At 57.7% G+C, this 13,876-nt stretch carries 16 protein-coding genes; 9 read left to right on the plus strand and 7 right to left on the minus strand.

Features of this window, described 5'->3' with window-relative positions; all coding sequences use genetic code 11:
• Window positions 1-3: 3 nt before the first annotated feature.
• Together BMS17_RS21230 and BMS17_RS21235 are read left to right on the plus strand one after the other, a co-directional pair.
• On the plus strand, window positions 4-669 hold the full coding sequence (locus BMS17_RS21230; RefSeq protein WP_046032358.1) for a methionine ABC transporter permease: 666 nt from the start codon (window positions 4-6) through the stop codon (window positions 667-669).
• Window positions 670-744: 75 nt separating this feature from the next.
• Window positions 745-1,515, plus strand: coding sequence for a MetQ/NlpA family ABC transporter substrate-binding protein (locus tag BMS17_RS21235; RefSeq protein ID WP_046032357.1), 771 nt, complete (start codon window positions 745-747; stop codon window positions 1,513-1,515).
• 84 nt (window positions 1,516-1,599) lie between these two features.
• On the opposite strand, the gene soxR is transcribed toward BMS17_RS21235, so the two are convergent.
• A complete protein-coding gene (gene soxR, locus BMS17_RS21240; RefSeq protein ID WP_077431682.1) occupies window positions 1,600-2,067 on the minus strand; it encodes a redox-sensitive transcriptional activator SoxR in 468 nt (155 codons plus the stop codon).
• A 94-nt stretch (window positions 2,068-2,161) separates the two neighbouring features.
• On the opposite strand from soxR, the gene BMS17_RS21245 reads away from it, so the two are divergent.
• Window positions 2,162-2,527: an antibiotic biosynthesis monooxygenase gene (locus tag BMS17_RS21245; protein ID WP_077431683.1), complete on the plus strand. Its 366-nt coding sequence runs from the start codon at window positions 2,162-2,164 to the stop codon at window positions 2,525-2,527.
• Here BMS17_RS21245 and BMS17_RS21250 read toward each other — a convergent pair.
• Entirely contained in the window at window positions 2,524-3,627 is a 1,104-nt protein-coding gene (locus tag BMS17_RS21250) for a sigma-54-dependent Fis family transcriptional regulator (protein ID WP_077431684.1), read from the minus strand. The two genes, BMS17_RS21245 and BMS17_RS21250, sit on opposite strands and share 4 nt — an antisense overlap.
• A 301-nt stretch (window positions 3,628-3,928) precedes the next feature.
• Here BMS17_RS21250 and BMS17_RS21255 point away from each other — a divergent pair, with 301 nt between their 5' ends.
• From BMS17_RS21255 to BMS17_RS21270, 4 genes are all read left to right on the plus strand, one after another.
• Window positions 3,929-4,198 (plus strand): hypothetical protein, encoded by a 270-nt coding sequence (locus tag BMS17_RS21255; RefSeq protein ID WP_077431685.1) that lies wholly within the window; start codon window positions 3,929-3,931, stop codon window positions 4,196-4,198.
• Window positions 4,199-4,301: 103 nt separating this feature from the next.
• The gene (locus tag BMS17_RS21260) at window positions 4,302-4,916 is read left to right on the plus strand and encodes a LysE family translocator (protein ID WP_046032352.1); all 615 of its coding nucleotides are present in this window, start codon (window positions 4,302-4,304) and stop codon (window positions 4,914-4,916) included.
• A gap of 204 nt (window positions 4,917-5,120) precedes the next feature.
• A complete protein-coding gene (locus BMS17_RS21265) occupies window positions 5,121-6,278 on the plus strand; it encodes a cysteine desulfurase family protein (protein ID WP_046032351.1) in 1,158 nt (385 codons plus the stop codon).
• Between the two features lie 64 nt (window positions 6,279-6,342).
• Entirely contained in the window at window positions 6,343-8,151 is a 1,809-nt protein-coding gene (locus BMS17_RS21270; protein WP_077431686.1) for an aminopeptidase P family protein, read from the plus strand.
• On the opposite strand, the gene BMS17_RS21275 is transcribed toward BMS17_RS21270, so the two are convergent.
• Window positions 8,144-9,064 carry a LysR family transcriptional regulator gene (locus tag BMS17_RS21275; protein ID WP_175649045.1) on the minus strand — a complete coding sequence of 307 codons (921 nt, stop codon included), beginning with the start codon at window positions 9,062-9,064 and terminating at the stop codon, window positions 8,144-8,146. The genes BMS17_RS21270 and BMS17_RS21275 overlap by 8 nt on opposite strands.
• Window positions 9,065-9,170: 106 nt before the next feature.
• Here BMS17_RS21275 and BMS17_RS21280 point away from each other — a divergent pair, with 106 nt between their 5' ends.
• Window positions 9,171-10,169: a zinc-dependent alcohol dehydrogenase family protein gene (locus BMS17_RS21280; protein WP_046032348.1), complete on the plus strand. Its 999-nt coding sequence runs from the start codon at window positions 9,171-9,173 to the stop codon at window positions 10,167-10,169.
• On the opposite strand, the gene BMS17_RS21285 is transcribed toward BMS17_RS21280, so the two are convergent.
• A complete protein-coding gene (locus BMS17_RS21285; RefSeq protein ID WP_046032347.1) occupies window positions 10,166-10,756 on the minus strand; it encodes a 2-hydroxychromene-2-carboxylate isomerase in 591 nt (196 codons plus the stop codon). The two genes, BMS17_RS21280 and BMS17_RS21285, sit on opposite strands and share 4 nt — an antisense overlap.
• Before the next feature lie 36 nt (window positions 10,757-10,792).
• Window positions 10,793-11,521, minus strand: a complete 729-nt coding sequence (locus BMS17_RS21290; protein WP_046032346.1) for an SDR family oxidoreductase — start codon at window positions 11,519-11,521, stop codon at window positions 10,793-10,795.
• A gap of 90 nt (window positions 11,522-11,611) precedes the next feature.
• Between BMS17_RS21290 and BMS17_RS21295 the strand changes: the two genes are divergently transcribed.
• Window positions 11,612-12,184, plus strand: coding sequence for a TetR/AcrR family transcriptional regulator (locus BMS17_RS21295; RefSeq protein ID WP_046032345.1), 573 nt, complete (start codon window positions 11,612-11,614; stop codon window positions 12,182-12,184).
• On the opposite strand, the gene BMS17_RS21300 is transcribed toward BMS17_RS21295, so the two are convergent.
• Together BMS17_RS21300 and rhtA are read right to left on the minus strand one after the other, a co-directional pair.
• Window positions 12,171-12,452, minus strand: coding sequence for a hypothetical protein (locus tag BMS17_RS21300; protein WP_046032344.1), 282 nt, complete (start codon window positions 12,450-12,452; stop codon window positions 12,171-12,173). The genes BMS17_RS21295 and BMS17_RS21300 overlap by 14 nt on opposite strands.
• A 168-nt stretch (window positions 12,453-12,620) precedes the next feature.
• A complete protein-coding gene (gene rhtA, locus BMS17_RS21305; protein WP_046032343.1) occupies window positions 12,621-13,508 on the minus strand; it encodes a threonine/homoserine exporter RhtA in 888 nt (295 codons plus the stop codon).
• Window positions 13,509-13,876 lie beyond the last annotated feature (368 nt).

Raw genomic sequence — 13,876 nt, forward strand, 5'->3', positions numbered from 1 at the left:
TTGATGGCCGAGTTGCTGAAAAATATCTATTGGGCCGACATCGCCCAGGCCTGCCTCGACACCCTGAGCATGCTCGGCGCGGCGCTGGGGTTCACCGTGCTGCTGGGGTTGCCGTTGGGGGTGGTGCTGTTTCTGACCGGCAAGCGCCAGTTGCATGAAGCGGTCGGCGTTTACCGTGTGCTGTCGGTGGTCGTGAACATGCTGCGTTCGCTGCCGTTCATCATTTTGCTGATCGTGTTGATTCCCCTGACCACACTGCTGGTCGGCACCTCGCTCGGTGTGCCGGGGACCATTCCGCCATTGGTGGTCGGCTGCACGCCGTTTTTTGCACGGTTGGTGGAAACCGCGTTGCGCGAAGTGGATCGCGGTGTCGTGGAAGCGACCCAGGCGATGGGCGCGAATACGTGGCAGATCATCCGCCACACCTTGTTGCCCGAAGCACGGGGAGGGCTGCTGGCGGCGGTCACCGTGACTGCGATCGTGCTGGTCGATTACACGGCGATGGCCGGTGTGATTGGCGGTGGCGGACTGGGCGATCTGGCGATTCGTTACGGTTATCAGCGTTTTCAGACTGACGTCATGGTGGTCACGGTGGTGCTGTTGCTGATTCTGGTTCAGGCCCTGCAAATGACCGGCGACCGACTGGTGGCGCGTTACAGCCGACGTTAAATATTCGATCCAAAAAAATACAACAGGCCCCACGTCCACCCCACGACGGCCACTTAATCTGTCTAGGAGCAAAGCATGAAAAAGACCCTGGCCATTCTGGCTGCCTTAGTGTCGTTGAGCGCTCACGCCAACGAAAAACTCATCGTCGGCGCGACCCCGGTGCCGCACGCGGAAATCCTCGAGTTCATCAAACCGACCCTGGCCAAGGAAGGCGTGGACCTGGACATCAAAGTCTTCACCGATTTTATCCAGCCCAACCAGCAATTGGCCCTGAAGAACCTCGACGCCAACTATTACCAGTACCGCCCGTTTCTCGATGACTACAACAAGACTCGCCACACCGATCTGGTGCCGGTCGTCGGCGTGCACATTGAACCGTTCGGTGCCTACTCGACCAAAATCAAAAACATCGCCGAGCTCAAGGATGGCGCCACCGTGTCGATCCCCAACGACCCGGTGAACACCGGCCGTGCGCTGGTGCTGTTGCACGAAGCCGGGCTGATCAAACTCAAGGACCCGAGCAACACCTTGGCCACCCAGCGGGACATTATCGAAAACCCCAAACACCTGAAGATTCGTGAGCTGGAAGGCGCATTGCTGGCGCGCTCGGTGAGTCAGGTCGACCTGGCCTTTGTCTTCGCCAACTACGCACTTGAAGCGGGGATCGACACCAACAGCGCGTTGATCGTCGAGAAGGGCAAGAGCTTGTACATCGAGTTTCTGGTGGCGCGGCCAGACAACATCAATGATCCTGGCTTGCAGAAACTGGCAAAAGCATTGAATTCGGATGAAGTGCGGCAGTTCATCCTGACCCGGTACAAAGGGCAGATTGCACCGGGGTTTTAAACACTCTCCGACTAGTAAGTCACCTTCGCGAACAAGTTCACCACTGTACCTGTGGGAGCGGGCTTGCCCGCGAAGGCCGCGTCGCTATTTCGGTTCTGCAGCGGATTCCAGCAGCTGCGCGCCCGGCCCACGCTCCCCCAGCACATCGCCAAAATTGCGCAGTGGACACGCCTCCATCGACAGACACCCACACCCGATGCAGCCATTGAGCTTGTCGCGCAGCAACATCAACTGATTGATCCGCGCGTCCAGATCCCGGCTCCACTGCGCTGACAACGACTTCCAGTCTGCCGCCGTCGGCGCCCGGTTATCCGGCAACGATTTCAGCGCCTCACCGATCTCCACCAATGGAATTCCCAGACGCTGGGCCACTTTGATCAACGCCACCCGCCGCAACACTTCTCGTGGATAGCGCCGCTGATTGCCCTGATTGCGGTTGCTTTTGATCAAACCCTTGGACTCATAAAAGTGCAGCGCCGTGACCGCCACACCGCTGCGGGCGGCCAGTTGGCCGACGGTGAGTTCTTTATGCAGATTTTCCGGGGTGATCATTTGAACATTGCCTGTTGACCTCTAGTTAACTAGAGGTTTTACCCTGCAGGCCTTCGGATCGCAACAATCGGTTTACACATGAAGGGGACTGTTCATGCAATTGTCAGCAAACAACCGCGGCTTCACCCAATTGATCGAATTCGAGATCGAGCCCCATCGGCAACCGGCGCTGGTGACGGCCCTGTCCCTGCAGACCGAGCGCCTGGCCCGGGATTTCAGTGGCTTCTTGAGTGCGAGTATCCAGGCCAGCGATGATGGCCGGCGGGTACTCAACTACTTGCAATGGCAAACGCGCGAAGCCGGTGAAGCCGCATTTCGCAGCTTTGAGCGGGGTGAGCAGGATTTCTGGGGTTTGATCCGCGCCCACCAGGCGAAAACCGTGACGTTCGGTTCGTTCCAGGTGCTGCACAGCTTGGCGCTTGGCCCCGATGATGCGCTGCACTGCAATCTGGTGGGCTAAATCGACAACTGCATCACGCGCTCGCCCTGGACATTCTCCGTGGCCCGACGCTTGTTGACTGCCAGTTCGCCGATTTTGATCAGCCGCGTGCGGGTTACGTTACGGCTCAGACCCAGCAGGGCAGCGGTGTGCACCTGATTGTAATGACAGAAGCGATAGGCTGCGCGCAACAACGCATCTTCGACTTTTTCATGCAGTGCACCGGCCTGTTCTGCGAAGAGTTTTTGAAAGGCCTGATTCAGCATGGCTTCCGGTGAATCATCGGTGCCGACGTGTTGGTCATCCTGACGCTCGATGCGCATGTTGGACAGGCGCAGGTCATCGCGTTCAATCACGCCGTTACGGCAGATCAACAGCGTGTGGTGAATAACGTTTTCCAGCTCTCGGATGTTGCCCGGCCAACTGTAGCCTCGCAGTTTCAGTTCGGCATCTTTGCTGAGGGTGATGCTGCCGTAACCCAAGCGTTGACTGTAGACCTGGATGAAATGCCGGGTCAGCGGCAGGATGTCGCCGGGGCGTTCGCGCAACGGGCTGAGGTCCAGGCTGACCACGTCGAGTCGGTAATACAGGTCCTCGCGAAAATGCCCGGCATTGATGGCCTTTTCCAATTGCACGTTAGTCGCCGCCACTACGCGCACATCGATGGGAATGCTCTTGCGCGAGCCGAGTCGGACCACTTCACGCTCCTGCAGCACCCGCAGCAGCTTGACCTGGATCGCCATTGGCAGGTCGCCAATTTCATCGAGAAACAGCGTGCCGCCGTGGGCCTCCTCGAACCAGCCGGCCTTGGCGTTCAGCGCGCCGGTGAATGCACCTTTTTCGTGACCGAACAATTCGGCCTCAACCAGCGATTCGGAAAATGCGCCGCAATTCACCGCCACGAAGGGCCGGTTGCGTCGGGTACTCAGGTTGTGGATGTGCCGCGCCACCAACTCCTTGCCAGTGCCGGTTTCGCCACTGATCAGTACGCTGGCTTCGCTGGGCGCGACCTGCTGCACATGGGCAAGCAAGGCTTGGGATTTCGGATCTTCGAACACCTGCGCGGTGGCGCGGATCGAGGTCGCCAGCGCGGGTGAGGGCGGCAAGGTCAGCAGTTGCATGGGGGTCGCTCCATGAGGAAATGGCTATGAAAACAAGTCCTGACTCAGCCTCTCGTTTGAAAGACATGGGACGCGGGCCAGTCGGCAGTGGGTGAGGCGCTGGAGGTGTTATAAAGAGAGTCTGTTATTCCGTAAAAGAACATAAATAAATATTTATAGATCTTTTGGAGATATGAAGGTTGAGAACAGAACGACGTTTGCCAAAGTTGATAGCCACTATCGAGAGCGTTGATTTCTGCCCTTGAAGCCGCGCAGGTAGCCTGTGTTCATTGCCCCGAACCCAGATGCCAGGACGCTAACAATGAACACTCTCACCGCCACTTTCCTGCTGCTCGCGCTCTCTGTTCTCGCCGGTTGTGCCAGCCATGTGTCTCCGGAATTGCGGCCATATACCGCCGAAGAATCCAAGGAACTGGCGCTTGAGGAATTGAACCGTCGTGGTCTGTCTTTTGAGGAGTACCACGCCAGGAAAGCCGCCTTGCTCGGGCAGCCGCAAAAATCCTTTGGTTTCGATAAACAAGGCGAGATGAACGCCGAGCGTGCTGTACAGCTTCACGGTCGACCAAGCTGATCAAGAACTGTACCGCTCGAAGTTTTCCGTAACTGTCCGTGGGTTTCCCGCAAGGCGTGCGATAGGGTCTTAACACCCGATTGACCCTTATGGACTGCCGCTCATGACGCTTTCACTCGATCTGCTGATGGGCCTGGCCCTGTTTGCGCTTGTCACCTCGATTACTCCCGGCCCCAACAACACCATGTTGCTGGCATCGGGTGTGAACTTCGGCTTTAACCGCACCATCCCGCACATGTTGGGCGTCACCTGTGGTTTCTTTGTCCTGGTGGTCGCCGTCGGGTTCGGCCTCGGCGCCGTGTTTCAAACCTATCCTTTGCTCTACACCGTGTTGCGCTACGTCGGCGCGGCGTATTTGCTTTATCTGGCATGGAAAATCGCCCATTCAGGTCCGGTCTCCGAGAGCGAGAACGGCGAAAGCAAACCCATCACTTACCTGGGCGCAGCGGCGTTCCAATGGGTCAATCCCAAGGCGTGGATCATGGCCATCGGTGCCATCAGTACCTACACGCCGATGCAGGGCTATTTCACCAATGTGATCATCATTGCGGCGGTGTTTGCCGTGATCAACCTGCCGAGCGTTGGTATCTGGGCCGGGTGCGGCACGTTGTTACGCAATGTGTTGAAGGACCGCCGCTGGTTGCGCCTGTTCAATTGGGGCATGGCCCTGCTGTTGGTGGCTTCTCTGTATCCGTTACTTCTTGAAAGCTTTAGCTGACGCATTGCTTCATCCGGTTGCCCGATGCCTGTTAAGCTCGACTTCAGGAGCGTTCCTACGCACTTTTAAATGAAGTTGTTCTTCTTTAACGGCTTCCGATCAGGTATTTCTAACGTGCTGAAGTATCGGCGCAGCTCACAAGGCTGCGCTTTGACGTTTCCGTTATGAGCTTCCTGATCCCGGAACACGCTCTGCGAGTCTTTTATGAATAAACGTCCGTTGTATTTCGACTACGCCGCCACCACGCCGGTGGATGAGCGGGTCATCAAGGTCATGGTCGAGTGTCTGGGTTTTACCGGCAACTTCGGCAACCCGGCGTCCAGCTCCCATGCTTATGGCCAGCAGGCTCGGCGGTCGGTGGACCACGCACGGCAGCAGGTCGCCGAACTGGTGGGCGCTACCGCTGACCAGATCGTCTGGACCTCCGGCGCCACCGAATCGAACAACCTCGCGCTCAAGGGCGTGGCCCCGGCACGCGGCGTCAGTGGCGGGCACCTCATTACCAGCCAGATCGAACACAAGGCGATTCTCGACACGGCCAAACAGTTACAGGACGCCGGTGTGGCGGTGACGTATCTGGTGCCAGACACCGACGGTTTGATCACGGCGCAAGCGGTCAGCGAAGCGATGCGCGAAGACACCTTTCTGGTGTCGCTGATGCTGGTCAACAACGAACTGGGTACGCTCAATGACATCGCGGCCATCGGCGAAATCGTACGCGCCCGCGATGCGCTGTTTCACGTTGACGCCGCTCAAGGTGCAGGGAAAGTTGCCATCGATCTGGCCCACCTGCCCGTGGATTTGATGTCGTTTTCCGCCCACAAAATCTACGGCCCCAAAGGCATCGGCGCGCTGTACGTCGGCCCGCGCGCGCAACCACGCTTGCAGGCGCAGATTCACGGCGGCGGTCACGAGGGCGGTTTACGTTCCGGCACCCTCGCGACTCATCAGATCGCAGCGATGGGGGTGGCCTTCGCCTTGGCTGGCGCTGCGTTCGATGAAGAGAAAGCCACGATCGTCCGGTTGCGGGAGCGCTTGCTTGAGCAACTGCTGAGCCTTCCCGGCGTTCGTCTCAATGGCAGCCCGACCCAACGCATTCCCCATACTCTGAGCCTGACCTTCAGCGAAGGCGAGTTCAACTCCGCGGCATTGAGCCATTCGATCGCATTTTCCGCGACATCGGCCTGCAACTCTGCCAGCAACGTTCCATCCCATGTGTTGCTGGCCCTGGGGCATGACGCCCGCTCGGCGAGCCGCACGATTCGCTTGAGTCTCGGGCGGTTCACCACCGAGCAAGACATCGACCAAGCGGTGCACCTGATCAAAGCCGCCTGCGCCAGTGCCCCGGCATTCTGGCAGTAGCGCCTTAAAGCGCCGACTCAGATCGGCACTCAACAATAAGCTGAAGTGATTAGCAGGAGACATGATGAGTACGCAGCCTTCGATCAATGGATCGGTGCCCCAGCGCCTGGCGCAAACCCGCGAACTGATGAGCCGCGAAGGCATTCATGCCTTGCTGGTGCCGTCGGCCGATCCGCACCTCTCGGAATACTTGCCAGGCTACTGGCAGGGACGGCAGTGGTTGTCGGGCTTCCATGGCTCGGTCGGCACACTGATCGTGACGCCGGACTTTGCTGGCGTCTGGGCCGACAGCCGTTATTGGGAGCAAGCGACCAAGGAGCTCAAAGGCAGCGGCATCGAGTTGGTCAAGCTGCAGCCGGGCCAGCCAGGCCCGCTGGACTGGCTGGCCGAGCAAACCCCTGAAGGTGGCGTCGTCGCGGTGGACGGTGCGGTCATGGCCGTGGCCTCGGCGCGAACGCTGGGTGGCAAGCTCGAAGAGCGTGGCGCCCGCCTGCGTACCGATATCGATTTGTTGAGCGAAGTCTGGAGCGATCGCCCGACGTTGCCGAACGAGCCGATCTATCAACATTTGCCACCGCAAGCGACGGTCAGCCGTGGCGAAAAGCTCGCGAAGGTGCGCGAGGTAATGAAAGATCGAGGCGCTGACTGGCATTTTGTCGCCACCCTCGATGACATCGCCTGGTTGTTCAACCTGCGCGGCGCAGACGTGTCGTTCAACCCGGTCTTCGTGTCCTTCGCCCTGGTCAGCCAGGAGCAGGCAACCCTGTTCGTGGCACTGAGCAAAGTCGATGCCGAGCTGCGTGCGGTACTGGAACAAGACGGTGTGATCCTGCGTGATTACAGTGAAGTGGACGCTGCCTTGCGCGCCGTTCCGAGCGGCACGAGCCTGCTGGTAGACCCGGCGCGTGTCACCGCCGGTTTGCTGGACAACCTCGATGCCGGCGTAAAACTGGTCGAAGGCCTGAACCCGACCACGCTGGCCAAATCGCAGAAAAGCCTGGCCGATGCCGAGCACATTCGCCAGGCCATGGAGCAGGACGGTGCCGCCCTCTGTGAATTCTTCGCGTGGCTGGACTCGGCCTTGGGTCGTGAACGCATCACCGAGCTGACCATCGACGAGCACCTCACTGCCGCGCGTACCCGACGTCCCGATTACGTGTCGCTGAGCTTCAATACCATCGCCGCGTTCAACGCCAATGGCGCGATGCCGCATTACCACGCGACCGAAGAAGAGCACGCGGTGATCGAGGGTGACGGCCTGTTGCTGATCGACTCCGGCGGTCAGTACCTGGGTGGCACTACCGATATCACGCGAATGGTGCCGGTGGGGACTCCGACGGATGAGCAGAAGCGCGACTGCACGCGAGTACTTAAAGGTGTGATTGCACTGTCCCGCGCGCAATTCCCCAAAGGGATCTTGTCACCGCTGCTGGATGCCATCGCACGCGCTCCAATCTGGGCAGAAAACGTCGACTACGGTCACGGCACTGGCCATGGCGTTGGCTATTTCCTCAATGTTCACGAAGGCCCGCAGGTCATCGCCTATCAGGCCGCTACTGCGCCGCAAACCGCGATGCAGCCGGGCATGATCACTTCCATCGAGCCGGGCACTTACCGTCCGGGGCGTTGGGGCGTGCGGATCGAGAACCTGGTGCTGAACCGTGAGGCGGGCAAAAGCGAGTTCGGAGAGTTCCTCAAGTTCGAAACCCTGACGCTATGCCCGATCGACACCCGCTGTCTGGAGCCGTCGCTGCTGACTCTGGAAGAGAAACAGTGGTTCAACGCTTACCACGCCGAGGTGCGCGAACGCTTGAGTCCATTGCTCGATGGCGCCGCCCTTGAGTGGTTGAATACCCGCACCGCGGCTATTTGACGGGTTGGAGGTCAGGCGCTTGGTCGAGCGCCTGACTCATGTAGTCGACAAATGCTTTGACCCTGGCGGATTGGCGACGATTCGCCGGGGACACTGCATGAATCGGCAGCGACTGCGTCGTGTAGTCTTGCAAAATGGCTTTCACCCGGCCGGCCTTCAGATCCTCACTGAACAGCCAGACTGGCGACAACGCAATCCCCAATCCCCCCAGCACCATTTCGCGGATCGCCTCGGAGTTGTTGCTTTGCGCGTTACCCTTGATGCGTACTTCGTGTTGCTGGGCGCCTCTTTTGTAAATCCATAGGTTTTGACTGTTCAGCAAGTTGAATTGCAGGCAGTTGTGCGCGCCGAGGTCTTCCGGGGTTTGGGGCTGGCCGAATTGCTTGAGGTACTCAGGCGCTGCAACGGTTATCCGGTGGGTGGTGCCGATGTGGCGTGCGAGCAGACCGCTGTCGCTCAGCTCACCGATTCTGAATGTCACGTCCAGCCCTTCACTGACCAGGTCCTGGTTTTGATCGCTGAGTTGCAGGTCAATTTGAACCTGAGGGTGCGTTTTTAGAAAGTCGGGGAGGCGCGGTGCGATCTGTAGGCGCCCGAAACTCACGGATGAGCCGATTTTCAAGTTGCCGGAAATGGATTCGCGTCCTGATTGAAAACGATGTTCTGCCGCGTCCACCGCTGCAAGGATTTGGCGACATTCGTCGTAGTACCTCTGACCTTCATCCGTCAGTGACAGTTGACGGGTGCTGCGGCTAATCAGCTTTGCGCCGAGTTTGGTTTCGAGCGCTCTTAAAATTTTGCTGATGGTCGGCTGGCTGGTCTGCATCTCCCGGGCGACGGCCGAAAAGCTGCCGCGTTCGACGACACGGACGAAGGTTGCCATTGCGTTGAGTGTGTCCACGGGAGTTCTCATTGATGCCAAATGGGCATACGTACTATAGCTATATGGTGTCTTATCGGCATGAGTGATCTGGACGAAGATTAATCCCGCACACACACTTCTGACGGGAATCTGCGAAATGACTGACTCACTTGAAATGCGCGCTCTGATTGTTGACTCGGCCAATGGGCCTTTACGCTTGGTTCTCCTGTCGCGGCCCGTGCCGGGAGTGGGTCAGGTGCTGATCAGGATCAAGGCCAGCGGGGTGAACCCTTTGGATGGAAAGATTCGTGCGGGGCAAGCTGCTCATGCGCGTCAGCCATTACCGGCCGTATTGGGCATGGATTTAGCGGGGACAGTTGAGGCGCTGGGAGAGGGCGTCAGTGGATGGATGCCTGGTGATGAAGTCTTCGCGATGGCGACCGGTATCGGTGGCGCGCAGGGTTCCCTGGCGGAGTTCGCGGTGGTCGATTCGCGGCTTCTGGCACGCAAACCGGGCAACTTGAGTATGCGCGAGGCCGCAGGGCTGCCTTTGGTATTGATCACCGCGTGGGAAGGGCTAGTTGATCGGGCTCGGGTGCGGGCCGGTCAGAAGGTGCTGATCCATGGTGGCGGCGGCGGTGTCGGACATGTGGCTGTGCAAATTGCCCGGGCGTTCGGTTCTGACGTGTTCGCAACCGGTTCAGCGGGGCAGCGGGCAACTATCGAAAGTTTCGGTGCAACGTTTATTGATTACCGTGCGTCTTCGGTTGAAAGCTATGTGGCTGAATTCACGGCCGGGGAGGGCTTCGATATCGTCTATGACACAGTGGGTGGCGCGGTGCTGGATGACTCGTTCAAGGCCGTTCGGGTTTATGAGGGGCATGTAGTGAGCTGTCTGGGTTGGGGGCAGCACAGCCTTGCGCCGCTCTCGTTTCGTGGGGCGAGTTATTCCGGGGTGTTTACGCTATTGCCGTTGCTGACGGGGAAGGGACTTGAACGTCATGGCCAGATTCTTAATGAAGCGGCGCGGTTGATTGAGGCGGGTCAGTTGAAGCCGTTGCTCGATTCTCGGCAGTTCACGCTGGAAACTGCCGAGGCTGCTCATGAACTGCTCGTTTCGGGAGCAGCGAAGGGGCGGTTAGTGATCGAGATTTAACTCAGGGCTTCAATCACGAAGTCCAACCGATCCTGGCCGAAGAACAGCTGATCGCCGACGAACATACTCGGTGCGCCGAATACACCGCGCTGTATGGCCTTCTCGGTATTGTCCTTGAGAGCGGCTTTGACCTCCTCATCGGCCGTCAGGGCGAGGACTGTTTGCGGGTCAAAACCGTTTTGAGTCAACACGGCGGCAACGGTGGCAGGATCATCAAGGCTACGGCCTTCGACCCAGAGGGCAGTGAACAGGCAGTCGATAAACGCCGGGAAACGTTCGGGCTGACGTAACTGAATTCCAGTCACTGCGCGCATGAGCATCAGTGTGTTGATGGGGAAGTGCGGATTGAATTTCAGTGGTACACCGTAACGTTTTGCGTAGCGGTCGAGATCTTGAAACATATAACGACCCTTGGCCGGGATGGTCGCCGGTGAAGCGTTGCCGGTGGCTTTGAACACGCCGCCCAGCAGCATTGGCTTGTAAATCAGTTGGCTGTCGGTTTGTTCGCAGATTTTCGGTAGCTGGGTATAAGCCAGGTAGGTGGCCGGGCTGCCGAGGTCGAAAAAGAACTCCACGGTTTTGCTCATGGTCGGTGCACTCTGTTTATTGTTGTAGGGGAGGGCTTACCAGCGTTCGCTCCAGGGGCGTAAATCCAGCTCGAATGTCCAGGAGTCCCGCGGCTGGCTGTGCAGATACCAATAGTTTTCGGCGATGTGCTCGGGGTTAAGAATGCCGTCTTCGTCCTTGGTTGCGTACTTTTCCGGAAAGCTCTCGCGGATGAAGTCAGTATCGATGGCGCCGTCGACAACGACGTGAGCAACGTGAATATTCATCGGGCCGAGTTCTCGCGCCATGCTTTGCGCCAAGGCACGAATGCCATGTTTGGCACCAGCGAACGCAGCAAAGCCTGCGGCACCGCGCATGCCTGCTGTAGCCCCGGTGAACAGGATCGTGCCCCGCTGACGCTTGGCCATGCGCTTGGCGACTTCGCGAGCATTGAGAAAACCTGAGAAACAGGCCATTTCCCAAATCTTGAAATACTTGCGGGCGGTTTCTTCAAGAATGCTGCAGGGCACGTTGGCGCCGATATTGAAGACAAACGCTTCAATGGGCCCAATCTGGCTTTCGATTTGTTCGACTAGCGCTATTACATCTTCTTCCTTGCGTGCGTCGCAGGCAAAGCCATGGGCATCTCCGCCATCAGCTTTGATGGCATCGACCAATGGCTGAAGTTTGTCTGCGCTGCGCCGGGTGACACAGGCGACGAAGCCTTCCTGTGCAAAACGCTTGGCAATGGCGCCGCCGGTAGCATCACCAGCGCCGACAACCAGTACGACTTTCTTATTATTCATAGGTGGTCCCTTTGCTAAACGATCGTTAACTAAACGAACGTTATGCTACGATTCCACAGACGTCAAGACGATCAATCCTGAGGACTTGCAATGCGCTACTCGGCCAATCACAAGTTGGAAACCAAACAAAAGTTGCTGGAAAGCAGTTCGGTGTCTGCCAAGAAGTCAGGTTTTTCCACGGTCGGCGTCGACGGATTGATGAAGGCAATCGGTTTGAGCGGCGGGGCTTTCTACAGTCACTTCTCATCAAAGGATGAACTGTTCTCTTCAATCGTCGAGCGTGAACTGGGCCAAAGCGTGGAACGATTAGGCACCGATGGAGGGAGCGAAAAACTTGAGCGATGCCTGAAGCATTACTTGAGCATGGCGCATGTCGAGCATCCGGAATCCGGATGCGCGCTGCCCGCATTGGGCGCGGAAATTGCTCGTTCGGACATGGTGGTTCGCAAGCAGGCAGAGCGCTGGATTTGTCAGCTACAGGAGAGTTGGGCGCGTATTCTGGAAAGCGACAGCCTGGCTTGGGCAATTCTGTCGCAATGCATCGGTGCTTTGGTTGTCGCACGGATGCTGGCAACGCCAGACATCCAGCGCAATGTGTTGAAATCTAGTTACGACGAGATTGGCCGTCAGATTGCGGGGCGGCATCAGCCTATTTGCAAATGACGATCATGCTGCGGCTGGTGTAACCGGCAGGGTTGAGGCCGAACGGATAATCGCCTGGCTCCTCCACCGCGTCCCCCGACTTGGCAATGACCTTGTACCCTTTGGGTGCGCAAGAGTTGGCGGCGCTGGTGTAGCACTTTTCCCACGAGGATGAGAGCCCCGAACAGTTGATATGCAGCCCTTTCTTGCCATGTTTGACTTGTGTTTTCGAGGTCGCCGCACAACCCGCAACTGCCAGAACGGCGATCAATATCAAAATTCGTTTCATTGCTGTCCTTACTAGCGTTCCCGGATCTTGTGCCCGGGTCTGGCTGCATTCGCTTTCGCTTAAGCGTTTTGGTATCCCTATCCTGAAAAATCCATGTCTGGCGCTGGGTTACGGGCCTAAACATGGCCTAATTGAGCGTCAATTACCAGACCTGCGTTAAATCCTGTATCAATCTGCCGCAACTGCTGGCTTGGCAGCACTGCCCATAGTCATGGTTGCGCCCACGGAAGCCAGAATGATGCACAAGATAGCCATCCACTGTGACAGCGATAGATACTCATGCAGGAACAACAAGCCTGACAAGGCGCCAATCGCAGGTTCGATGCTCATCAATGTGCCGAAAGTCCGTGCGGGCATGCGGGTGAGGGCGACCATCTCCAGCGTGTAGGGCAGGGCGGTGGATAAAATGGCGACGCCTATGGCCACGGGGATCAACGAAGGGGTCAGCAGCGCGGTCCCTGCATGGACGATGCCGATAGGGGCCACGAACAATGCGGCAATCATCACGCCCAGTGCGGCGGTCTGTACACCATTGTCGGCACCGGCCTTCTGGCCGAACAGAATGTAAAGGGCCCAGCAGACTCCCGCCCCTAGGGCGTAACCGGCCCCTACCAGGTCGATTCCGACGGTTGATGCGTCTGTGGGGATTAATAGCAGCAAGCCCGCAGCCGCCAGCGCTATCCACAAAAAGTCGATTGCCCGGCGCGAAGCATAGATCGCCACTGCCAATGGCCCGGTGAACTCCAGGGCTACTGCAATTCCCAAAGGGACAGTGCGTAAGGACATATAGAAGAGGAAATTCATGCCGCCCAGTGCCATACCATAGATGATGACGGTGCGCAGGGATTTTGCAGTGAGCTTCGCCCGCCATGGACGAAGCAGGAGCAGCATGATCACGCTGGCGAAAATGAGGCGTAGGGTGGTGGTTCCTTGAGCTCCGATAACCGGGAACATGCTTTTAGCCAAAGAAGCTCCGGACTGGATCGACGCCATGGCTATTATGAGCAGGCCTACCGAGAACAAGGTCGAGGCAAGGCTGCGGGGTTGATCGTTCATTGCGTGGAGTCGTCCGAAGTAGGAAGCGGAAGTTCTTTGTTGTGCAGTTGGGCAATATAGTGCGCATTCGTGGCGTGTACGTCTATATATGGCGATGATTTTGGGCTGTTTGATAGAAAAGCCAAATCAGTGCTTGACGGCAGATTCAGGATGTCTATAATTCGCCCCACTTCCGGCGCAGTCGAAACGGAAAACTCCTTGGTAAACAAAGAGTTACGCAGTTTTCGGCAGTGAGTGGCTTCAGTTCATCGAAGTCCGAAAGGAGTTGAAAAAGAGGTGTTGACAGCAGCGTGTAACGCTGTAGAATTCGCCTCCCGCTACCGAGTGATCGGAAGCGCAAGTGGTTGAAGTTACAAAGGAAACTTTGA

Source organism: Pseudomonas sp. C9, assembly GCF_002000165.1.
Lineage (GTDB): Bacteria > Pseudomonadota > Gammaproteobacteria > Pseudomonadales > Pseudomonadaceae > Aquipseudomonas.

What these genes read in the sequence shown, in the direction of transcription:
- BMS17_RS21230 (WP_046032358.1), top strand. Translation starts at nt 4, where the DNA reads ATGGCCGAGTTGCTGAAAAATATCTATTGGGCCGACATCGCCCAGGCC.
- BMS17_RS21285 (WP_046032347.1), bottom strand. Translation starts at nt 10,756, where the DNA reads ATGAGCAAAACCGTGGAGTTCTTTTTCGACCTCGGCAGCCCGGCCACC.
- BMS17_RS21250 (WP_077431684.1), bottom strand. Translation starts at nt 3,627, where the DNA reads ATGCAACTGCTGACCTTGCCGCCCTCACCCGCGCTGGCGACCTCGATC.
- BMS17_RS21290 (WP_046032346.1), bottom strand. Translation starts at nt 11,521, where the DNA reads ATGAATAATAAGAAAGTCGTACTGGTTGTCGGCGCTGGTGATGCTACC.
- BMS17_RS21270 (WP_077431686.1), top strand. Translation starts at nt 6,343, where the DNA reads ATGAGTACGCAGCCTTCGATCAATGGATCGGTGCCCCAGCGCCTGGCG.
- BMS17_RS21245 (WP_077431683.1), top strand. Translation starts at nt 2,162, where the DNA reads ATGCAATTGTCAGCAAACAACCGCGGCTTCACCCAATTGATCGAATTC.
- BMS17_RS21295 (WP_046032345.1), top strand. Translation starts at nt 11,612, where the DNA reads ATGCGCTACTCGGCCAATCACAAGTTGGAAACCAAACAAAAGTTGCTG.
- BMS17_RS21265 (WP_046032351.1), top strand. Translation starts at nt 5,121, where the DNA reads ATGAATAAACGTCCGTTGTATTTCGACTACGCCGCCACCACGCCGGTG.
- BMS17_RS21280 (WP_046032348.1), top strand. Translation starts at nt 9,171, where the DNA reads ATGACTGACTCACTTGAAATGCGCGCTCTGATTGTTGACTCGGCCAAT.
- BMS17_RS21235 (WP_046032357.1), top strand. Translation starts at nt 745, where the DNA reads ATGAAAAAGACCCTGGCCATTCTGGCTGCCTTAGTGTCGTTGAGCGCT.
- BMS17_RS21275 (WP_175649045.1), bottom strand. Translation starts at nt 9,064, where the DNA reads ATGAGAACTCCCGTGGACACACTCAACGCAATGGCAACCTTCGTCCGT.
- rhtA (WP_046032343.1), bottom strand. Translation starts at nt 13,508, where the DNA reads ATGAACGATCAACCCCGCAGCCTTGCCTCGACCTTGTTCTCGGTAGGC.
- BMS17_RS21300 (WP_046032344.1), bottom strand. Translation starts at nt 12,452, where the DNA reads ATGAAACGAATTTTGATATTGATCGCCGTTCTGGCAGTTGCGGGTTGT.
- BMS17_RS21255 (WP_077431685.1), top strand. Translation starts at nt 3,929, where the DNA reads ATGAACACTCTCACCGCCACTTTCCTGCTGCTCGCGCTCTCTGTTCTC.
- soxR (WP_077431682.1), bottom strand. Translation starts at nt 2,067, where the DNA reads ATGATCACCCCGGAAAATCTGCATAAAGAACTCACCGTCGGCCAACTG.
- BMS17_RS21260 (WP_046032352.1), top strand. Translation starts at nt 4,302, where the DNA reads ATGACGCTTTCACTCGATCTGCTGATGGGCCTGGCCCTGTTTGCGCTT.